This window comes from Pseudomonas sp. BT-42-2, from assembly GCF_025847435.2.
In the GTDB taxonomy this organism is placed as follows: domain Bacteria; phylum Pseudomonadota; class Gammaproteobacteria; order Pseudomonadales; family Pseudomonadaceae; genus Aquipseudomonas; species Aquipseudomonas urmiensis.
In genome coordinates this window covers 65287-84933 of the sequence record NZ_JAOYTM010000017.1, presented here as the reverse complement: position 1 = coordinate 84933, position 19647 = coordinate 65287, and the positions used below count along the sequence as shown (strand labels likewise).

Here is a 19647-nt window from a genome sequence, read left to right as displayed (position 1 = left end):
TCAATGTCCTGTAACGGTGAGGGCCGGGAAAGTGATCAGCGACAGTACCTGCGCCGCAATCATCTTCTGCCCGGTGATGGTGAAATGCACGCCGTCGTCATAACGGACTTTGATCCGCTTGCCTTGCGGCGACTGCACGGTAAAGGAGAACTGCTCGTCCGGATAGCCGAGGATCGGGTTGGCCGAAACGAAGTGCTGGCCGAACAGCGTTGCCTGTTGCTGATACAGACCACTGAGATAGGCCATGGCGGACGACAGCCGCGGTTGATTCATATTCGGCGGCCCGACCCAGATCACCTGGACCTGATGCGCCCGCGCCTGCTCGAGAATCGCGTCGATGCGGGCGCGATAGGCCACTTCCCACTCCGGCGACTTGAAGCGCAAAAACGGCTTGCCCTTGCCCTGGGGCATGTCCCACGGATCGTTGGGGCCAAGGAACACCACCATCAGGCGAATGTTAGGCTCACGCTCAAGGGTCTCAGCGACGGTCTTGGGCCAGTTGAAGAAGCCCGGGTAGGCCAGGCCGGTACTCTGCCGACTGAGGTTGACGGTCTTGATCTGATAACGCTTGCGCAGGCTGTTGGCCAGATGCGGCGCCACCCCCTGCATCAGGGAATCGCCGACCAGGAACACCTCGTCACCGGCCGCCAAGGCCGCCACGGTGTCCGGCTGTAACAGCGGTGGCGGAGCCAACGGACGTGTGGGCGCCGGCGCGGCGGCGACTGGCGGCGTCACAGCATCAGTTGCTACTGATGCCGTCGCAGTGTGCACGGCCCTCGCTGGTGGCTTGCTCGGCAGCAGGGGTCGCTGCAGATCAACCGTCACCACCGGCATTGGCGGCGGCAGCACTTGCGGCTCTGGCGTCTTGGCGAGCTGGGTCTGGCGCTCGAGGCTGTCGAGGAAGCTGTCTCGCGCCTCGCCCAATGCCGTGGTCAAGCCCGCGCCCAGGCGCCAGGCCGGCAGTTGGCCAATGACCGGCAGCTCACAGCTCTGGTGATACTTCTGCTGGCAATAGAGCTTGATCGAGTCCTGGTTCAGCCAGAACAACAGCAGCGTGGTGACGACGATGGCGTACAGCGCCTTGGCCGCGCTCAGCTGCACCTGGGACAACGACGTGGCATTAGAAGCTGGCATAAATGAACCCCGGCACACCCGACTGCGAAGCGAAGATCACCAGCGACACGAACAACGCCAGCGGGATCGGATAGAGCTGCCAGGGCAACCGCTGGCTCGCGGCAAAACCCTGGCGTAGCAAGCTCAGCCACTGTGGATAACTGGCCACCAACAGCACGCTGGCCAGGATCAGCAGGCCGCTGGACGAATTCAGCCCAGCGACACTGACCTGGGCAATATCGCCGAGCATTTCCAGGGCGCTGTCCAGGGTTGGGCTGCGGAAGAAAATCCAGGCGAAGGCGACGTAATGGAAGGTCAATAGGCGAGCCAGCAGCCCTGCCCCAGGTAGTCGGGCAAAGCCAGGCAGCAACTGGTCGAATAGCTTATAGATCGCCAGCCCGACGCCATGCAGCGCACCCCAGATGATGAAGTTCAGGCTCGCCCCATGCCACAGGCCGGACACCAGCATGGCCAGCAGCATGTTCAGGTTGCCCCGCCACACCCCCTGACGGTTGCCACCCAGCGGGATGTACACGTAATCGCGGATGAAGCGCGACAGGCTGATGTGCCAACGCGCCCAGAATTCCTTGAGGTTATGCGCCGCGTAGGGGGCGTTGAAGTTGTCCGGCAAGCGCACCCCCAATAGCAGGGCGATACCGGTGACCAGGTTGGTGTAGCCGCTGAAGTTGAAATAGATCAGGAAGCTGTAGCCATACACGCTCAGCAGCACCTGCTCTGGGCTGGCGCTGCCGGGGGTGTCGAACACCGGATCGACCCACTCGCTGCCCAACCAGGCGCTGAAGAAGAATAATTTCACCACCGCCAGGGCGATCAGCCCCAGCGCACGCTGCGGCTCAAGTACCTGGCGCATGGCCTGTGGGCGAATCTGCGGCAACATGTGCGCTGCACGATTGACCGGGCCCGCCACCAGACTGGGGAAGAACGCCAGGTACAGCGCCAGATCCAGCACGGGTGCAGGCGCAAGCTCACGGCGATTGATCGATACCAGGTAGCTGACCGAATGGAAGGCATAGAACGACAGCCCGATCGGCACCAGCAACTCCAGAACCGGCAGCGAAACGGTCAACCCCAGCGCTGCCAGCGCGCTCTGCGCACCTGCGACGAAGAACTCCTGGTACTTGAATAGATAGAAGCAGCCCAACACCAGGGCCAGTAACAAGACCGGGTTGAACCAGCGCCCGGGATAGCGCGCTGTCAATTGCCCAAGCAGGTACACCAGTGCGCTGTAGCCGAGCAGGATGTACAGCGAGTGCAGGCTGAAACTGGCCACCAAGGCATAACTGGCGCTCAGCAGCAGCACATTCTGCAAACGCACGCTCCAGCACAGGCTCCAATAGAGCAGGAAGAACAGCGTGAAGCACAAGCCAAATTCGATCGAAAGGAAGCTCACAACGTAGTCCGTTACGTGACGTGGAGGGAGGGGCGGCGGCTGCCATGCAAGCCCCGGCGCAGAGCGCGCGGGATTATGGCAGAGGGGTCTGAACGCGACAATCGGACAGACTCTGAAATTGCAATACGAGTATTCACAGGCAAATGAAACAAAATGCGACGAACGATAGGCCTCGGCAATTTGCTCCCCCTGCCCCGCTCTGCTAGTGTCGCGCCGTTCTGAATGCCACCGAGACAGTCGCCATGGCCCGCAAAAAAACCTCCATCGATTTCGAACAATCCCTCGCCGATCTGCAAGCGCTGGTCGAGCGCCTGGAGAACGGTGAATTGTCGCTGGAAGAGTCGCTGGCCGCCTTCGAGCAAGGCATCGCCCTGACCCGTGACTGCCAGGGCGCCCTGGCCCAGGCCGAGCAAAAAGTGCAAATCCTGCTCGAGCGCGACGGCGAGCTGGCCGCTCAGCCGTTCGACGCGGAGCCACAAGAATGATCAGCAGCTACCAGGCCATCTGCCAGGCACGCGTCGACGCCGCTCTCGAACAGCTGTTCCAGGCGCCGTCGGCAGAGCTGCAACGGCTCTATGAAGCCATGCGCTACAGCGTGATGAATGGCGGCAAGCGCGTGCGTCCGCTGCTCGTGTATGCCGCCTGCGAAGCCTTTGGCGCGCCGGCTGAAGACGCCAATGGCGCGGCCTGTGCGGTCGAATTGATCCACGCTTACTCGCTGGTCCACGATGACCTGCCGGCGATGGACGATGACGACCTGCGCCGTGGTCAGCCGACCACTCATAAAAAATTCGACGAAGCCTGCGCGATCCTCGCTGGCGACGGCCTGCAGAGCCTGGCCTTCGACGCCCTGCTCGACCCGCGCCTGAGCAGCCAAACCGCTACCACCCGCCTGAACATGGTGCAAACCCTGGCCAAGGCCGCCGGGCCGGCCGGCATGGTCGGCGGGCAGGCCATCGACCTCGGCTCGGTGGGTTTGAAGCTCGACCAACAAGCCCTGGAGTACATGCACCGGCACAAGACCGGCGCCCTGATCGAAGCCAGCGTGCGCCTCGGCGCCTTGGCCAGCGCGCGCGCCGAACAGGCCCAACTGGAGGCCTTGCAGGTGTATGCCCGGGCCATCGGCCTGGCCTTCCAGGTGCAGGACGATATCCTCGACGTCGAGAGCGACACCGCCACCTTGGGCAAACGCCAGGGCGCTGACATCGCGCGTGACAAACCGACCTATCCAGCCTTGCTTGGCCTGGATGCGGCCAAGGCCTACGCGATCGAGCTGCGCGACCAGGCGCTGGCTGCATTGCAGGGCTTTGGCGATAACGCCGAGCCACTGCGCGCGCTGGCCCGCTATATCGTCGAACGGCGCCACTGACCAGATCTCGCCACGCCGCCGATATTGTTTCAGCGAGCTTGGACCGCCCCCCCTGTGAATGGGCAGCTTCCTACACAATGGGGTAAACTGCCGCGTCTTCAAACCTATAACGACTCGCCTGATGCCCACGACGTTTCAAGAGATCCCCCGCGAACGCCCGGTCACCCCGTTGCTGGACCGCGCCGATACGCCCGCCGGCCTGCGCCGGCTGGCTGAAGCCGACCTGGAGAACCTGGCCGACGAATTGCGCCAGGAGTTGCTCTATACCGTTGGTCAGACTGGCGGGCACTTCGGCGCCGGCCTCGGCGTGATCGAATTGACGGTTGCCCTGCACTACGTCTTCGACACCCCGGACGACCGTCTGGTGTGGGACGTCGGTCACCAGGCCTACCCGCACAAGATCCTCACCGGCCGCCGCCAGCGCATGCTCAGCCTGCGTCAGAAGGATGGCATCGCCGCCTTCCCGCGCCGCGTCGAAAGTGAGTACGACACCTTCGGCGTTGGCCACTCCAGCACCTCGATCAGTGCCGCGCTGGGCATGGCGATTGCCGCCCGCCTGCAAAACAGCCCGCGTAAATCGATCGCGGTCATCGGTGACGGCGCGCTGACTGCGGGCATGGCCTTCGAGGCGTTGAACCACGCCCAGGAAGTCAACGCGGACATGCTGGTGATCCTCAACGACAACGACATGTCGATCTCGCGCAACGTCGGCGGGTTGTCCAACTACCTGGCCAAGATTCTCTCCAGCCGCACCTACGCAAGCATGCGCGAGGGCAGCAAGAAGGTCCTCTCGCGCCTGCCTGGCGCCTGGGAAATCGCCCGGCGCACCGAAGAATACGCCAAGGGCATGCTGGTTCCCGGCACTCTGTTCGAAGAGCTGGGCTGGAACTACATTGGCCCGATCGACGGCCACGACCTGCCGACCCTGATCGCCACCCTGCGCAACATGCGTGACCTCAAGGGGCCGCAATTCCTGCATGTGGTGACCAAAAAGGGCAAAGGCTTCGCCCCCGCCGAAGTCGACCCAATTGGCTACCACGCCATTACCAAACTCGAACCTGCCGACAAACCGGTCGCGCCGAAACAAGCCAGCGGCCCTAAATACTCCGCCGTGTTCGGCCAATGGCTGTGCGACATGGCCGCCGCCGACAATCGCCTGGTGGGCATTACCCCGGCAATGAAGGAAGGCTCGGATCTGGTGGCGTTCAGCGAGCGCTTCCCCGAGCGCTACTTCGACGTGGCCATTGCCGAGCAACACGCTGTGACCCTGGCTGCGGGCATGGCCTGTGAAGGCGCCAAGCCGGTGGTAGCGATCTACTCGACCTTTCTGCAGCGTGCCTACGACCAGCTGATCCACGATGTGGCGGTGCAGAACCTCGATGTGCTGTTCGCCATCGACCGCGCCGGCCTGGTCGGTGAAGACGGCCCGACCCATGCTGGCAGCTACGACCTGTCGTACTTGCGTTGCATCCCCGGCATGCTGGTGATGACCCCGAGCGATGAGAACGAGCTGCGCAAGATGCTCAGCACCGGCCACCTGTACAACGGCCCGGCTGCGGTACGCTATCCGCGTGGCACTGGCCCCAATGCGCCGATCAGTGGCGATCTTGAGCCGCTGGAAATTGGTAAAGGCGTGGTCCGTCGCCAGGGCGAGAAAGTCGCCCTGCTGGTGTTCGGCGTGCAATTGGCCGAGGCCCTGCAAGTGGCTGAGCAGATCAACGCGACCGTGGTCGACATGCGCTTCGTCAAACCACTGGATGAGGCCTTGGTACGCGAGCTGGCGGCCAGTCACGAACTGCTGGTGACCATCGAAGAGAACGCCATCATGGGCGGCGCGGGCGCTGCGGTGGGCGAGTTCCTCGCCCGCGAGGCGCTGCTCAAGCCGCTGCTGCACCTGGGGCTGCCGGACATCTATGTCGAGCACGCCAAGCCTGCGCAGATGCTGGCCGAGTGCGGGCTGGATGCGGCAGGGATCGAAGCGTCGGTGCGCGCGCGGATGGCCAAGCTCGGCCTCTGATTTTTTGCGGCCCAATCGCGGGGCAAGCCCGCTCCCACGCAGACAGACGCTATCTGCTCGCTTGCGTGGGAGCGGGCTTGCCCCGCGATAGCGATGGAACTGCCAGTGAAAATCCCAACCCTCACCACCCTGCTCTGCTTGCCGACCACCCTGCTGGCCGCCGAACCGGCCCGCGACGACGCCCTGAAACTCCCCGACGTGCTGATCAGCGCCAGCCGCCAGGTTGAATCGCGCACCACCACCAGCGCGGCCAACAGCGTATTCACCCGCAGCGATATCGACCGCCTGCAACCGAGCAGCGTCACCGATCTGCTGACCCGAGTGCCCGGCGTCCAGGTCGCCCCCACCGGCGGTCGCGGCGGCCTGCCGGGGATCTTCATCCGCGGCACCAAGGCCGCCCAGAGCCTGGTACTGGTCGACGGCGTGCGTATCGCCAATGCCACCTCTGGCGACAGCGGCCTGCAGTTTCTCGACGTCGACCAGATCGAACGCATCGAAGTGCTGCGCGGTTCGCGTTCGGCGGTCTATGGCAGCGACGCCATTGGCGGGGTTATCCAAATCTTCACCCGCCGCAGCAGCGGCCCTGGCCTGCAACCGCGCCTGCGCCTGGCGGCCGGCAGCAACCAAACCTGGCAGCGCAGTCTGGGCCTGTCTGGCGGTGACGGCGCTACCCGCTTCAGTCTAGGCGCCAGCCTGGACGAAACCGCTGGCATCGATTCGACCGGCCCCTCGTTTGCCAGCGACGCTGACCATGACGCCTATCGCAACCAGTCGTTCAACCTGAGCCTTAGCCACACCTTCAACGAGCGCTTTGAGGCCGGTTTGAACCTACTCGACAGCCGTGGCCGCAGTGAGTACGACAGCCCCTACGGGCGCTATGACTTCAACAGCCGCCAGCTCTTCGCCCAGAAGCCTTACACTGACTTCAGTGTCAGCAGCGTCGGCAGCTACTTCGACGCGCAGCTCAATGACGCCTGGCACTCGCGCCTGGAACTGGGCCACAGCGAGAACCGCGACGATAAGCGCGACAAACTCAGCGCTGAGCGCTTCGTCTACAACACCTACCGTGACCAGGTCACCTGGCAGAACGACCTGAGCCTGAGTGAGCGCCACAGCCTGTTGCTGGGCGGCGATTGGTATCAGGACCGCGCCCAGGGCACGACCGAGTTCACCGAGGACAGTCGCTGGAACCGTGCGGTATTTGTGCAGCATCGTTATGCCGGCGAAGGGTTCTCAAGCGAACTTGGCCTGCGCCACGACCGGAACCAGCAGTTCGGCCGCGAAACCACATTGAGTGCCAGCCTGACCCTGCCGGTAAACGAGCGCAACGACCTGCTGCTGTCCTACAGCGAGGGCTTTCGCGCCCCCACGCTGAATGATCTCTACGATCCTCAGTACGGCAATCCTGAGCTCAAGCCCGAGCATTCCAAGAGCTACGAGCTGCAATGGCGCAGCCAATTGACCAGCAGCAGCCGCCTGGAAGCCTCGCTGTACCGCACCGACCTGCGTGACGCGATCATCTTCCCCGACATGCAGACCAAACCCTACAACGTGGCCAGCGCGCGCATCGACGGCGTGGAGTTGACCCTGCATCAGCAGTGGCAAGCCTGGCAGGCCCAACTGGGCCTGGCGCTGATCGATCCGCGTGATCGTGACAGCGGACACACCCTGGCCCGCCGCGCCCGGCGCACCCTGAGCCTGGATGTCGATCGGCAGTTCGAACGGTTCAGTGTCGGTGGCAGTTGGCAGGCGGTCAGCAGCAGCTACAACGAGGAGAAGAACCTCAATCGGCTCGGTGGCTATGGCTTGCTTGGCCTGCGGGGCAGTTGGACGGCCAGCCAGCAGATCAGGCTCGACCTGAAGCTGGATAACCTGCTGGATAAAGGCTACAGCCGTGCGCTGTACAGCTATGACAACAGCAACCATGGCTATCGCGAAGAAGGCCGCACCTGGCTGCTGAGCCTTACCTGGACGCCGGCACGCTAGCGTCGAGCACTGCGCAGAGCTTGGCGGTCGCTTCGATCATCTGTCCGCTGGGCCGCTCCAGGCCTTTGTCTGGCACCACCAGCAGCTGCTGGTTGGCCGTGGCCCGCAGTTGCGGCCAGGCCTTCCACGGCGTCAGATGCGCCTTGTCAGCGGCCAGGATCACTTCTGGATCACGCGCCAGCACCGATTCTACGCTCACCAGCGGCGCTGGCTGCGTCAGGTCGGCAAAGACATTGCGCGCGCCACAGATCGTCAGCGCATCGCTGACGATCTGCTGGCCACCCAAGGTATACAGCGGTTTGTCCCACACCTGATAGAACACCGCCAGCGGCCGCTCACGTTGATAGCGCTCGCGCAGCGCTTGCAGGCGGGCACGCAGTTGCGCGGCATAACGCCGAGCCTGCTCAGCGCGACCCACCCGCACCCCGATGGCCTCGATCTGCCCGATCAGTTGGTCGAGGTTTTTCGCCTCATCACTGAAGGTAGCGATGCCCAGGCGGCGCAGCTGATCGCGCTGGGCCGGGGCAACACTGCCAGGCCAGAGCAGCAGCAAGTCGGGTTTGAGGCTGAGCAGACGCTCCATGTCCAGCTGGCCGTGACGCCCCACCGAAGGCAACGCAGCCAACCCTGCGGGCCGCTCGCCGCCGTCGAGCACGCCCACCAGCAGGTCATCGGCGTGCAGCTCGAGCATGATTTCCGTCATCGACGGCGCTAGGCTGATTACCCGTGCTCCAGTCGCTGCGTGAGCACCACCGACCAGTAACAACAGCAGGCAAAGTAAGCCGCGCATCAGCCCAGCTGACGCGGAATGCGATAGAGGTACAGCAGCACCAAGGTGGACAGCGCCAGGAGGATTTGCGGCACCGCTTCCAGCCCGACCAAGACTGACAGCGCGGCCACCCAGGCGGGGATGCAGGCGAACAGCATGGCCATGCGCCGCACCCGCGCCAGCTCGATCCAGGCGGCCGGCTCTTCAGGCGTGCCGAGCACCTTGGAGGTGGCAATCAACGCCCGCTTGTAGGCGCCGAAGCGTGGCAGGCTGAGGAACATGGTCGCGGCTCCCGCGATGAACAGTGGCATGGCCAGCACCGGGATCAGCCCGTCACCACCGCCGAAGGCCCAGGCCATCACTGGCAGCGGCAACAGCCCGACTGCCAGGTATTGCCACCAGGCCAGCGCCAGGCGCCGCTTCACCTCGCTGCGGGTCACGCCTGAGGCGACTCGCCCTGGTGCTCGGTGCCCATCATATGGCCGAGCTTGCCAGCCTTGGTCGCCAGGTACAGGCGGTTGTGCGGGTTGTGCCCGGTATGCAGCGGTACACGCTCGGCGACGTTGATGCCCATGCTGGTCAGTGCCTTGACCTTGCGCGGGTTGTTGGTCATCAAGCGCAGCGCCTTGACGCCCAGGTGCTCGAGCATCGGCAGGCACATGGCATAGTCGCGCTGGTCAGCGGCGAAGCCCAGGCGCTCGTTGGCCTCGACGGTATCGGCGCCGCCATCTTGCAGCTCATAGGCGCGGATCTTGTTCAACAGGCCAATGCCCCGGCCTTCCTGGCGCAGGTACAGCAGCACGCCACGGCCTTCGCGGGCGATGGCTTGCAGGGCGGCTTCGAGTTGCGAGCCGCAATCGCAACGCTGGCTGAACAAGGCATCACCGGTCAGGCACTCGGAATGCAGGCGCCCGAGCACCGGCTCGCCGTCAGCGATATCACCCAGGCTGAGCACCACGTGCTCACGGCCGGTGGCTTCGTCGAGAAAGCCATGCATGGTGAAGGTCGCGAAGGGAGTCGGGAGTTTCGAGGCGGCAACAAAGACGACGGGCACGTTGTGCTCCTGATTAGTAACTTGGAATTTCACGTGAGCCGATTGTATCAGCAGGCTGGCGCATATGCTCAGGCTGAATACCGTGGCTTAAGATCGAAAAGTTCGATGCTTATTGAACATTGCAGGGTGCCAGCACTGGCCTCTTCGCGGGCAAGCCCGCTCCCACAGGGAGCCAAGTCGGTCAGAGAATTTGTATTGAGTCAGTCATGACTCACCGCTGGCCTGAGATCTGTACGGTAGCTTTGGGAGCGGGCTTGCCCGCGAACAAGCCATCGGGCCAAGTCGGTGAGAGAATTTGTATTGAGTCAGTCATGACTCACTGCGGGCCTGAGATCTACGCGGTAGCTGTGGGAGCGGGCTTGCCCGCGAACAAGCCAACTCAATAGGGCTGACTGTCCGCAGTAAAAGCATATGGCTGCTGCCATCGGGGCCGAGTCGGTCGCAGTATTGGGTGTTGAGTCAGTCATGACTCACCGCTGGCCTGAGATCTACGCGGTAGCTGTGGGAGCGGGCTTGCCCGCGAAGAAGCCAACTCAATGGGGCTGACTGTCCGCAGTAAAAGGATATGGCTGCTGCCATCGGGCCAAGTCGGTCAGATAATTTGTATTGAGTCAGTCATGACTCACCGCGGGCCTGAGATCTACGCGGTAGCTGTGGGAGCGGGCTTGCCCGCGAAGAAGCCAACTCAATAGGGCTGACTGTCCGCAGTAAAAGCATATGGCTGCTGCCATCGGGCCAAGTCGGTCAGATAATTTGTATTGAGTCAGTCATGACTCACCGCTGGCCTGAGATCTGCGCGGTAGCTGTGGGAGCGGGCTTGCCCGCGAAGAAGCCAACTCAATGGGGCTGACTGTCCGCAGTAAAAGGATAAGGCTGCAGCCATCGGGCCAAGTCGGTCAGATAATTTGTATTGAGTCAGTCATGACTCACCGCTGGCCTGAGATCTGCGCGGTAGCTGTGGGAGCGGGCTTGCCCGCGAACAAGCTAACTTAATGTGGCTGACTGTCCGCAGTAAAAGGATACGGCTGCTGCCACTTTTCGTAGATCGCTTTCAGCTCGCCGCTACGCACCAATTGCTCCATGCGCCGGTCAAACAAGTCCCTCAAGAATTTACCCTGTCCGTTCTTGGCAAATGCCAGATACAGCGGCAACTCAGCGATATGGGTACGCCGGAAGCGCTCAGGCTGCGCCGCCTGGCCCAGCACGTAGTCGACTTCAGTCAGCGCATCGATGTAGAAATCCACCCGCTCGTGTTCGAGCATCGGCAGAATCCCTTCACGCCGCTGGATCTCGCGAAATTCACGAACATTGGGCAGGTAACTGCCGTAGTCATAGCCGCGCACCCAGGCCAACCGGTACTGGCCAATGTTCTCAGGAGTAGGTTCCGGCTTGCTGGCAAGGCCCAAGGCATAGATATGGTCCATGTCGAAATGCCAACGCGGATAGAGGTTGTCGTCGTTCTCTTCCTTGTAGGAGCCGACCCAGGCATCCGCTTCGCCACGTTTGACCAAGCCCACTGCGCGACTGTAAGGCGCACTCTGGATCAGCACTTTGACCCCGGCCGGCTCGAACACTTTGCGCAGTACGTCCCAGGCCACCCCGGTGCCGTCGGCATTGGTGTAGTCGAGCCATTCTTCACTGACCAGGTGGATCTGCGCAGGGTGCTGACCCTGCACGTTAGCGGCACACACGCTGCCGGTGAGCAGCAGCAACATCGCCAGCAACGCCGTCCTTATGCCCATCCACCCGCTCCTAAGTATCAGGCCACCGCCCACACCAGAACTTGCATGCCCAGCCAGGCAAAGACCCCGGCAAGGATATCGTCGAGCATGATCCCGACTCCGCCATGCACGTGCCGGTCGATCCAGCGAATCGGCCATGGCTTGAGGATGTCGAAGAAGCGGAACATCAGGAAACCTGCGAGCAGCCACTGCCAGCCTTCCGGCACCAGCCACAGCGTGATCCACATGCCGACCATTTCGTCCCAGACAATGCCTTCATGGTCGTGCACGCGCAAGTCGTTTGCCACTTTGCCGCACAGCCAGAAGCCAAACAGCATGGTCACGCCCAGCAGCAGCCAGTAGCCCCAGTCTGGCAGCATCTGCCACAGCGGGATGAACGGCAGCGCCACCAGAGAGCCCCAGGTACCGGGAGCCTTGGGCAAGGTGCCAGAGCCGAAGCCGAAGGCGATAAAGTGCCACGGGTTGCGCCAGACCGAAGGCGGAACGAACTCCGCAGGCACCTGGTTGGGGTGGTCGGTCACGGTGTCTCCCTAAAATGTTGATAGCCCCGCTGCTGCGGGGTGATGTCCTGACCCTGTTCGTCCAGCAGGCGCACGCCCTCGCCATCGAGCACGCGGCCGACGACATGGACCGGCACACCAGCGGCGCGCAGGGATGAAAGCTGGGCCGGCGGCAAGGTGAAGGCCAGCACGTAGTCGTCGCCACCGATCAGCGCGGCTTGGCGCGCAGCTTCAGGGCCGAGAAAGCCCTGCAGAGCAGGTGACACTGGCACCTGTGCCAGGTTCACCTCGAGCGCCCGCCGGGAGGCCTTGGCGATATGGCCGCAGTCGGCCAACAGACCATCGGAGATGTCCAGGGCCGCCGTGGCCTTGCCGAGCAGGGCCTGGCCAAGGGCGAACTGTGGCGAGGGCGACCAGTAATGGGCCAGCAAGGGCCCAGCCAAGTCGGCTTCGACCTGGCGCTCACCGAGTACCAACGGCAAGGCACCGGCAGCATTGCCCAGTTCACCACCGACACACAGCAGATCCCCCACCTGGGCACCGCTGCGCAGCAACGCTTGTCCGCGCGCAACGCGGCCAAACACCGTCAGGGTGATGCTCAGGGGACCACGGGTGGTGTCGCCGCCGATCAGGCTCAGGCCGCAGTGGCGGGCCATGCGATTGAGGCCTTCGGCGTAAGCCTGCAGCCACGGCGCGCTGACCTCGGGCAAGGTCAGCGCCAGGGTGAAACCAATGGGCGTGGCGCCCATCGCGGCCAGATCGCTGGCGGCCACGGCCAAGGACCGCTGGCCAAGCAGCGAAGGGTCGCAGACGGCAGGAAAATGCACGCCGGCGACCAAGGTATCGGTGGACACCGCCAGCTGCTGCGCAGCAGGCAGGTCCAGCAGGGCGCAGTCGTCGCCGATCCCCAACGCCACGCCTTCGCCGCCCTGCGCACAGGGCGCGGCAGCGAAGTAATGGCGGATCAGCTCAAACTCACCCATGGCTGGTCAGCGCCGCAATCAGCGCTTGTACGCCTTGACTTCCGCTTCACGCAGACGCGGAGCGAGCTTGTCCAGTACACCGTTGACGAACTTGTGACCGTCGGTGGCGCCGAACACTTTGGCCAGCTCCACACCTTCGTTGATCACCACGCGATACGGCACATCGGCGCGCATGATGAACTCCCAGGTGGACAGGCGCAGAACCGCCAGTTCAACCGGGTCGAGCTCTTCCAGGGCAAGGTCCAGGCACGGCGCCAGGGCCTCGTCGATTTCCTTCACCTTGGCCGGAACCCCGTGCAGGATCTCGCGGAAGTAAGCGCCGTCTACATCGGAGAAATCGTTGTCGACCCGAAACTGCGCCTCGACCTCGTTCAGCGAGTGCCGGGCCATGTGCCACTGATAGAGGGCCTGGGTCGCGAGCTTGCGGGCTTCGCGGCGCTTGGCGCTCTTCGAGGGCTTGCCGGCATCCGCAGGTTTTGGATCGCGCGGGTTGAAACGATCGCTTTCGTCGCTAATCACTTGGCCTCCAACTGCGCCAGCAGGCTGACCATTTCCAGGGCGGACAGGGCAGCTTCAGCACCTTTGTTGCCAGCCTTGGTGCCGGAACGCTCGATGGCTTGCTCGATGGAGTCGACAGTCAGCACGCCGAAGGCCACCGGAACACCGAACTCCATGGACACCTGGGCCAGGCCCTTGGTGCATTCGCCCGCCACGTATTCGAAGTGCGGGGTACCGCCGCGAATCACAGCGCCCAGGGCGATGATCGCGTCGTAAGCGCCTTGTTGGGCGACTTTCTGTGCAACCAGCGGGATTTCGAAGGCGCCAGGAGCACGGATGATGGTGATGTCGCTTTCGCTGACGCCATGGCGTACCAAGGCATCGACGGCACCGCTTACCAGGCTTTCGACGACGAAGCTGTTGAAGCGGCCAACCACCAAAGCATAGCGACCTTTGGGGGCGATGAAGGTACCTTCGATGGTCTTCAGGGTCATTCCGGTGTTCTCATTTTAAAGAGCGAGGCCGCCGTAGACGGCCTGCAGGAGGGTTTGGACACGAGCGCCAGGGCAACTAGCGCGCCTGTGTCACTCAGAGGGCACGTATTCTACAACTTCCAGATCAAATCCGGATATCGCGTTGAACTTCATCGGCGAGCTCATCAGGCGCATCTTGCGCACGCCCAGGTCACGCAGGATCTGCGACCCAGCACCGACCGTGCTGTAGGTGCTCGGCGTCTTGACCTGGGTTTCGCCGGCGCTTTCGCGGATATGCGCCAGCAGCACGTCGCCATCGAGTGGGTGGCCCAGCAACAGGACTACGCCGCTGCCGGCCTCGGCCACCGCGCTCATCGCCGCACGCAGGCTCCAGCGGCCTGGCTGCTTGACCATCAGCAGGTCGCGCAGCGGGTCCATGTTGTGCACCCGCACCAGGGTCGGCTCTTCGGCGCAGATCTTGCCCAGGGTCAGTGCCATGTGCACGTCGCCTTCGACCGAGTCGCGGTAGGTGACCAGGTTGAACTGGCCTAGTTCGCTATCCAGCGGCTGCTCGGAAACCCGCTGAACGGTACGTTCGTGGATCATCCGGTAGTGGATCAGGTCGGCGATGGTGCCGATCTTCAGGCCATGTTCGGCGGCGAACACTTCCAACTCGGCGCGACGCGACATGGTGCCGTCGTCGTTCATCACCTCGCAGATCACCCCGCTCGGCTCGAAGCCAGCCATGCGCGCCAGGTCGCAAGCGGCCTCGGTGTGGCCTGCGCGGGCCAGGGTACCGCCAGGCTGGGCCATCAGCGGGAAGATGTGGCCGGGGCTGACGATGTCTTCGGCCTTGGCGTCCTTGGCGGCGGCCGCCTGCACGGTACGCGCGCGGTCGGCCGCGGAGATGCCGGTGGTGACGCCTTCGGCGGCTTCGATCGACACGGTGAACTTGGTGCCAAAGCCCGAACCATTGCGCGGCGCCATCAGCGGCAGCTTGAGGGTTTCGCAGCGCTCGCGGCTCATCGGCATGCAGATCAGGCCACGGGCGTGCTTGGCCATGAAGTTGATGTGCTCAGGCTGGCAGCACTCGGCGGCCATGATGATGTCGCCTTCGTTCTCGCGGTCTTCGTCATCCATGAGGATGACCATCTTGCCTTGGCGGATGTCTTCCACCAGCTCTTCAATGCTGTTGAGCGCCACTCGGCACCCCCTTCTCAATCAGGATTTCAGGTAGCCGTTGGCGGCCAGGAAGCTTTCGGTGATGCTACTGCCCTTGCTCGGTTCGGCAGCCTTGTCGCCCAGCAGCAGACGCTCCAGGTAACGGGCCAGCAGGTCGACCTCAAGGTTCACCCGACGACCTGGGCGGTAGTCGGCCATGATGGTTTCGGACAGGGTGTGCGGAACGATGGTCAGCTCGAACTCGGCGCCATCGACCACGTTGACCGTCAGGCTGGTGCCGTCGACGGTGATCGAGCCCTTGTGGGCGATGTACTTGGCCAGTTCTTTGGGCGCACGCACGCGGAACTGGATGGCGCGGGCGTTATCGCTGCGCGAGATGATTTCGCCAACGCCGTCGACGTGGCCGCTGACCAAGTGACCGCCCAGGCGGGTGGTCGGGGTCAGGGCTTTTTCCAGGTTGACCGGGCTGCCGCTCTTCAAGTCGTCGAAGGCGGTGCACTCGAGGGTTTCGCGGCTGACGTCGGCCCAGAAACCGTCGCCTGGCAGGTCGACGGCCGTCAGGCAGACGCCGTTGACGGCAATGCTGTCGCCGAGCTTGACGTCGCCCAGGTCAAGCTTGCCGGTCTGGACGTAGACGCGCACGTCACCGCCCTTGGGGGTCAGGCTACGGATGGTGCCGATGGATTCGATGATGCCGGTGAACATGCGGTTGTCCTCGCAAATAGGGCTGCGCTGGGCTAGCCAGGCATTATACGCCGGTGGCCGGCAAGGGGATGGCCGTGACCCGCCAGTCATCACCGACGGCGCGCATTTCAGTGATTTTCAGCCGCGGCGCCTGGTTCATCTGCGCCAGCGGCCAGTCCAGCAGCGGCCGGGCCTGGGAGCCGAGGAAGGTGCCGGCGACGAACAACTGGAACTCGTCGATCAGACCTAGCTGGGCGAAGGCGCCCACCAAGCCGGCGCCAGCCTCCAGGAGAATTTCATTGACGCCACGCGCTGCCAAGACCCTGAGCAGGCCAGGTAGATCGACCCGGCCTTCGGCGCCGGGCAGGCACAGCAGCTCGTGACCGGCTTGGGCGTAACGCGCATCAGCCGCCGCAGCAGTCACTACCAGCGCCGGGCCTGCCTGGAAAAACGGCGCCGTCAGCGGCAAACGCAGGCGGCCGTCGATCAACACGCGCAGCGGTGGGCGGGACAGGGCCAGCGCCGTGGTTTCTGCATCCAGGCCCAACTGTTCGCCACGCACGGTCATCCGCGCGTTGTCGGCCAACACACTTTCGGCGCTGGTCAACACCACGCTGGAGCGGGCGCGCAGGCGTTGCACGGCGGCGCGCGCGGCAGGGCCGGTAATCCACTGGCTTTCGCCACTGGCCATCGCGGTGCGCCCGTCCAGGCTCATCGCCAGCTTGGCCCGGACGAACGGCAGACCGTGTTCCATACGCTTGAGGAAACCGGGGTTGAGCGCGCGCGCTTCGCTTTCCAGCACGCCACTGGCGACTTCGATACCCGCCTCGGCCAAGCGCCGCAGGCCTTGGCCGGCCACTTGCGGATTGGGGTCTTGCATGGCTGCGACTACCCGGGCAACGCCGGCCTTGACCAGTGCCTCGGCGCACGGCGGCGTACGCCCATGGTGACTGCACGGCTCCAGGGTCACGTAGGCGCAGGCGCCTTTGGCGCGCTCGCCAGCCTGGCGCAGTGCGTGCACTTCGGCGTGTGGCTCACCGGCGCGCACGTGCCAGCCCTGGCCTACTACTTCGCCGTCGCGAACGATCACGCAACCCACCCGCGGATTGGGATGGGTGCTGTACTGGCCCTTGCGGGCCAGTTGCAGGGCTTGGGCCATGTAGTGGGCGTCGAGAATCGCGGTCTGGCTGGGCATGCTTACTCTTTAGCCGGCTCGCGGGCCAGGCGGTCGATTTCTTCGCGGAATTCGTCGAGGTCCTGGAAGCGCCGGTAGACCGAGGCGAAGCGGATGTAGGCGACTTCGTCGAGCTCGCGCAGCGCGGCCATGACCAGTTCACCCACCACCAGCGACTTGACCTCGCGCTCGCCAGTGGCGCGCAATTTGTGCTTGATGTGGGCCAGCGCCGCTTCCAGCCGCTCGACGCTGACCGGGCGCTTTTCCAGCGCGCGCTGCATGCCGGCCCGCAGTTTGTCTTCATCGAACGGTTGGCGTGTGCCGTCTTGCTTGATCAGCCGCGGCAGCACCAGCTCGGCGGTTTCGAAGGTTGTGAAGCGCTCGCCGCAGGCGACGCACTCGCGCCGGCGACGCACCTGTTCGCCCTCGGCGACCAGGCGCGAGTCGATGACCTTGGTGTCGTTGGCACCGCAAAAGGGACAGTGCATGGTGGCAGGCAACAAAAAAAGGGAGGGCCATGGTAGCGCATCCGACTGGCAAGACAAGCCAAAGGGGTTACCATCCAATCAATTCTGCCCGTGAAGGACTCCCCCATGCACTATCGAGCGCTCGTCGTGCTCTGTCTCGCTGGCCTGATGACGGCCTGCAGCAGCGATAAACCCAAAGGCGAGCAGCCCGCTGCAGCGCCCGCTCCCAAGGTCGCGAAAAAGGCGCCGGCACTGGGGCCGCTACCGGCCTACCAGCGCGAAATCAGCGGCACCTTGCTGGAGGTGCCGGCAGGCGCCGAAGTCGAACTGGCGCTGCTGGTGATCGATGAACGCGACCGGCCGCAGCGCCTGCTGGCCAGCAGCAACCTGATCGGTACCGGCCAGGCCCTGCCCTATCAGCTGCGCTTCAATCCCGAGGCATTCCCAGCCGGGGCCAGGGTCGAGTTGCGTGGCCGCGCCAGCCGCTCCGGCCAGCTGATCATGCACCTGCCACCGCAGCGCATTGTTCAAGCCGCGAGCCAAGCCACTGGCCCACTGCGCTTCGAGAAGGCGCCATAGATGGCGCCGTTGCACCTGCAACAGGCCCTGAGCGGCCTGATCGGTGAAGCGCGGCTGGTCGCCAGCGAGCTGCCGCAGTGCGCCTTGAAGCTGTGGCTGATCGATGCGCAGAACATGGACCGCGCCTTCAGCAGCGAAGAAACCCAGCGCATCCTCGAAGACCCGCCGTACTGGAGCTTCTGCTGGGCCAGCGGCCTGGCCATGGCGCGCTACCTGGCCGAGCGCCCGGAGTGGGTGCGTGGCAAGCGCGTGCTGGATTTCGGCGCCGGCTCCGGCATCGCCGGGATCGCCGCGGCGCGGGCGGGGGCGTTGGAAGTAGTGGCGTGCGACCTCGATCCACTGGCGCTACAAGCCTGCCAGGCGAACGCGGCGCTCAATGAGGTCGAACTGGGTTACAGCAGCGACTTTTTTGCCGAAGCCGATCGCTTTGACCTGATCCTGGTGGCCGACGTGCTCTACGATCGCGCCAACCTGCCACTGCTCGATGCGTTTCTTAGTCGGGGCCGCCAGGCGCTGGTCGCTGACTCGCGGGTGCGCGACTTCAGCCACCCGCTGTACCAGCCATTGGGGGTGCTTGAAGCACTGACCCTGCCGGACCTGGCCGAACCACACGAATTCCGCCGGGTCAGCCTGTACCACGCCAGCCGCGAGCCTTTATAGTGGTGCCATCCAGAGATTTGCGAGAGTCGCGATGAGCCAAGCCCCCGATAGCAACGCCCTGCCGTATATTTTCGACGCCACCGACGCCAACTTCCAGCAACTGGTCATCGAAAACTCCTTCCACAAGCCCGTGCTGGTGGACTTCTGGGCCGAGTGGTGCGCGCCGTGCAAGGCGCTGATGCCACTGCTGGCGAAGATCGCCGAGGGTTACCAGGGCGAACTGCTGCTGGCCAAGATCAACTGCGATGTGGAACAGCAGGTGGTTGCCCAGTTCGGCATCCGCAGCCTGCCGACCGTGGTGCTGTTCAAGGACGGCCAGCCGGTCGACGGTTTTGCCGGTGCCCAACCCGAGTCGGCCATCCGCGCCCTGCTCGAACCGCATGTTCAGATGCCGGCGGCGCCCACTGCTTCGCCGCTCGAAGAAGCCAAGGCGCTGTTCGCCGAGAGCCGCTTCGCCGATGCCGAAACCGCCCTCAAGACCCTGCTGGGTGAAGACAACAGCAATGCCGAAGCGCTGATTCTGTATGCGCGCTGCCTGGCCGAGAGGGGTGAGTTGGGTGAGGCGCAAGTGGTGCTCGATGCGGTCAAGACCGATGAGCACAAGGCGGCACTGGCCGGCGCCAAGGCGCAGCTGACCTTCCTCCGCCAGGCTGCCAGCCTGCCGGAGGCGGCCGAGCTCAAGAGCCGCCTGGCGCAGAATCCGCAGGACGATGAAGCGGCGTATCAACTGTGTATTCAGCAACTGGCGCGTCAGCAGTACGAAGCGGCGCTCGATGGCTTGCTGAAGTTGTTCCAGCGTAATCGCGGCTATGAGAACGGCTTGCCGAAAAAGGCGATGTTGCAGGTGTTCGAGTTGCTCGGCAGCGATCACCCGCTGGTCAGCGTCTACCGTCGCAAGTTGGCGGCGGCGCTCTTCTAACAGCGCCAACGCTCATCGCGGGGCAAGCCCGCTCCCACGTGGCTCGCCACTAGGGCCTGTATGAGAA

Annotated in this window: 21 protein-coding genes; 7 read left to right on the top strand and 14 right to left on the bottom strand. The window is 63.9% G+C overall.

The genetic code is table 11. The features are described 5' to 3' along the window. Together OIU19_RS20930 and OIU19_RS20925 are read right to left on the bottom strand one after the other, a co-directional pair. A complete protein-coding gene (locus tag OIU19_RS20930; RefSeq protein ID WP_264236600.1) occupies positions 1-1134 on the bottom strand; it encodes an SGNH family hydrolase in 1134 nt (377 codons plus the stop codon). Then, positions 1121-2524, bottom strand: coding sequence for an MBOAT family protein (locus tag OIU19_RS20925; protein WP_264236599.1), 1404 nt, complete (start codon positions 2522-2524; stop codon positions 1121-1123). The genes OIU19_RS20930 and OIU19_RS20925 overlap by 14 nt, the downstream gene beginning before the upstream one ends. A gap of 242 nt (positions 2525-2766) precedes the next feature. On the opposite strand from OIU19_RS20925, the gene OIU19_RS20920 reads away from it, so the two are divergent. From OIU19_RS20920 to OIU19_RS20905, 4 genes are all read left to right on the top strand, one after another. Next, complete coding sequence (locus OIU19_RS20920) at positions 2767-3009, top strand: exodeoxyribonuclease VII small subunit (protein WP_186556633.1); 243 nt, start codon at positions 2767-2769, stop codon at positions 3007-3009. Continuing rightward, positions 3006-3893: a (2E,6E)-farnesyl diphosphate synthase gene (gene ispA / locus OIU19_RS20915; protein WP_264236597.1), complete on the top strand. Its 888-nt coding sequence runs from the start codon at positions 3006-3008 to the stop codon at positions 3891-3893. Before OIU19_RS20920 ends, ispA begins: the two co-directional genes overlap by 4 nt. Positions 3894-4014: 121 nt before the next feature. Beyond that, positions 4015-5910 (top strand): 1-deoxy-D-xylulose-5-phosphate synthase, encoded by a 1896-nt coding sequence (gene dxs, locus OIU19_RS20910; protein WP_264236596.1) that lies wholly within the window; start codon positions 4015-4017, stop codon positions 5908-5910. Between the two features lie 93 nt (positions 5911-6003). After that, positions 6004-7896 carry a TonB-dependent receptor domain-containing protein gene (locus OIU19_RS20905; protein WP_264236595.1) on the top strand — a complete coding sequence of 631 codons (1893 nt, stop codon included), beginning with the start codon at positions 6004-6006 and terminating at the stop codon, positions 7894-7896. Here OIU19_RS20905 and OIU19_RS20900 read toward each other — a convergent pair. From OIU19_RS20900 to nrdR, 12 genes are all read right to left on the bottom strand, one after another. Then, complete coding sequence (locus OIU19_RS20900) at positions 7874-8686, bottom strand: cobalamin-binding protein (protein WP_264236594.1); 813 nt, start codon at positions 8684-8686, stop codon at positions 7874-7876. The two genes, OIU19_RS20905 and OIU19_RS20900, sit on opposite strands and share 23 nt — an antisense overlap. Further along, a complete protein-coding gene (locus tag OIU19_RS20895) occupies positions 8686-9105 on the bottom strand; it encodes an MFS transporter (protein WP_264236593.1) in 420 nt (139 codons plus the stop codon). Before OIU19_RS20895 ends, OIU19_RS20900 begins: the two co-directional genes overlap by 1 nt. After that, positions 9102-9719 (bottom strand): GTP cyclohydrolase II, encoded by a 618-nt coding sequence (gene ribA, locus OIU19_RS20890; protein WP_264236592.1) that lies wholly within the window; start codon positions 9717-9719, stop codon positions 9102-9104. The genes OIU19_RS20895 and ribA overlap by 4 nt, the downstream gene beginning before the upstream one ends. Before the next feature lie 989 nt (positions 9720-10708). Continuing rightward, positions 10709-11461: an ABC transporter substrate-binding protein gene (locus OIU19_RS20885; protein ID WP_264236591.1), complete on the bottom strand. Its 753-nt coding sequence runs from the start codon at positions 11459-11461 to the stop codon at positions 10709-10711. A 17-nt stretch (positions 11462-11478) separates the two neighbouring features. Continuing rightward, positions 11479-11982, bottom strand: a complete 504-nt coding sequence (locus OIU19_RS20880) for a phosphatidylglycerophosphatase A (protein WP_186556625.1) — start codon at positions 11980-11982, stop codon at positions 11479-11481. Continuing rightward, positions 11979-12944, bottom strand: coding sequence for a thiamine-phosphate kinase (gene thiL, locus OIU19_RS20875; protein WP_264236590.1), 966 nt, complete (start codon positions 12942-12944; stop codon positions 11979-11981). Before thiL ends, OIU19_RS20880 begins: the two co-directional genes overlap by 4 nt. Before the next feature lie 18 nt (positions 12945-12962). Next, the gene (nusB, locus tag OIU19_RS20870; protein ID WP_186556623.1) at positions 12963-13463 is read right to left on the bottom strand and encodes a transcription antitermination factor NusB; all 501 of its coding nucleotides are present in this window, start codon (positions 13461-13463) and stop codon (positions 12963-12965) included. Continuing rightward, complete coding sequence (ribE, locus tag OIU19_RS20865) at positions 13460-13936, bottom strand: 6,7-dimethyl-8-ribityllumazine synthase (RefSeq protein WP_003255395.1); 477 nt, start codon at positions 13934-13936, stop codon at positions 13460-13462. The genes nusB and ribE overlap by 4 nt, the downstream gene beginning before the upstream one ends. A 90-nt stretch (positions 13937-14026) precedes the next feature. Then, the gene (ribBA, locus tag OIU19_RS20860; protein ID WP_186556622.1) at positions 14027-15118 is read right to left on the bottom strand and encodes a bifunctional 3,4-dihydroxy-2-butanone-4-phosphate synthase/GTP cyclohydrolase II; all 1092 of its coding nucleotides are present in this window, start codon (positions 15116-15118) and stop codon (positions 14027-14029) included. Positions 15119-15136: 18 nt separating this feature from the next. Beyond that, a complete protein-coding gene (locus OIU19_RS20855; RefSeq protein ID WP_264236589.1) occupies positions 15137-15802 on the bottom strand; it encodes a riboflavin synthase in 666 nt (221 codons plus the stop codon). Between the two features lie 43 nt (positions 15803-15845). After that, a complete protein-coding gene (gene ribD, locus OIU19_RS20850; protein WP_264236588.1) occupies positions 15846-16976 on the bottom strand; it encodes a bifunctional diaminohydroxyphosphoribosylaminopyrimidine deaminase/5-amino-6-(5-phosphoribosylamino)uracil reductase RibD in 1131 nt (376 codons plus the stop codon). Between the two features lie 2 nt (positions 16977-16978). Beyond that, entirely contained in the window at positions 16979-17443 is a 465-nt protein-coding gene (gene nrdR, locus OIU19_RS20845; protein ID WP_186556619.1) for a transcriptional regulator NrdR, read from the bottom strand. A 105-nt stretch (positions 17444-17548) separates the two neighbouring features. On the opposite strand from nrdR, the gene OIU19_RS20840 reads away from it, so the two are divergent. Genes OIU19_RS20840 through trxA form a run of 3 tightly spaced genes read left to right on the top strand, consistent with a single transcriptional unit; the run spans position 17549 to position 19580 of the window. Next, the gene (locus OIU19_RS20840) at positions 17549-18001 is read left to right on the top strand and encodes a YbaY family lipoprotein (RefSeq protein WP_264236587.1); all 453 of its coding nucleotides are present in this window, start codon (positions 17549-17551) and stop codon (positions 17999-18001) included. Beyond that, a complete protein-coding gene (locus OIU19_RS20835; RefSeq protein WP_264236586.1) occupies positions 18002-18661 on the top strand; it encodes a methyltransferase in 660 nt (219 codons plus the stop codon). It abuts the gene before it with no gap. Positions 18662-18692: 31 nt separating this feature from the next. Continuing rightward, positions 18693-19580 (top strand): thioredoxin, encoded by an 888-nt coding sequence (trxA, locus tag OIU19_RS20830; protein WP_264236584.1) that lies wholly within the window; start codon positions 18693-18695, stop codon positions 19578-19580. Positions 19581-19647: the final 67 nt, after the last annotated feature.

Excerpts from the sequence above, each read along its gene's own strand:
- ispA (WP_264236597.1), top strand. The coding sequence starts at position 3,006 with ATGATCAGCAGCTACCAGGCCATCTGCCAGGCACGCGTCGACGCCGCT.
- nrdR (WP_186556619.1), bottom strand. The coding sequence starts at position 17,443 with ATGCACTGTCCCTTTTGCGGTGCCAACGACACCAAGGTCATCGACTCG.
- thiL (WP_264236590.1), bottom strand. The coding sequence starts at position 12,944 with ATGGGTGAGTTTGAGCTGATCCGCCATTACTTCGCTGCCGCGCCCTGT.
- dxs (WP_264236596.1), top strand. The coding sequence starts at position 4,015 with ATGCCCACGACGTTTCAAGAGATCCCCCGCGAACGCCCGGTCACCCCG.
- trxA (WP_264236584.1), top strand. The coding sequence starts at position 18,693 with ATGAGCCAAGCCCCCGATAGCAACGCCCTGCCGTATATTTTCGACGCC.
- ribE (WP_003255395.1), bottom strand. The coding sequence starts at position 13,936 with ATGACCCTGAAGACCATCGAAGGTACCTTCATCGCCCCCAAAGGTCGC.
- OIU19_RS20840 (WP_264236587.1), top strand. The coding sequence starts at position 17,549 with ATGCACTATCGAGCGCTCGTCGTGCTCTGTCTCGCTGGCCTGATGACG.
- OIU19_RS20930 (WP_264236600.1), bottom strand. The coding sequence starts at position 1,134 with ATGCCAGCTTCTAATGCCACGTCGTTGTCCCAGGTGCAGCTGAGCGCG.
- OIU19_RS20905 (WP_264236595.1), top strand. The coding sequence starts at position 6,004 with ATGGAACTGCCAGTGAAAATCCCAACCCTCACCACCCTGCTCTGCTTG.
- OIU19_RS20920 (WP_186556633.1), top strand. The coding sequence starts at position 2,767 with ATGGCCCGCAAAAAAACCTCCATCGATTTCGAACAATCCCTCGCCGAT.
- OIU19_RS20835 (WP_264236586.1), top strand. The coding sequence starts at position 18,002 with ATGGCGCCGTTGCACCTGCAACAGGCCCTGAGCGGCCTGATCGGTGAA.
- OIU19_RS20900 (WP_264236594.1), bottom strand. The coding sequence starts at position 8,686 with ATGCGCGGCTTACTTTGCCTGCTGTTGTTACTGGTCGGTGGTGCTCAC.
- OIU19_RS20855 (WP_264236589.1), bottom strand. The coding sequence starts at position 15,802 with ATGTTCACCGGCATCATCGAATCCATCGGCACCATCCGTAGCCTGACC.
- OIU19_RS20885 (WP_264236591.1), bottom strand. The coding sequence starts at position 11,461 with ATGGGCATAAGGACGGCGTTGCTGGCGATGTTGCTGCTGCTCACCGGC.
- ribD (WP_264236588.1), bottom strand. The coding sequence starts at position 16,976 with ATGCCCAGCCAGACCGCGATTCTCGACGCCCACTACATGGCCCAAGCC.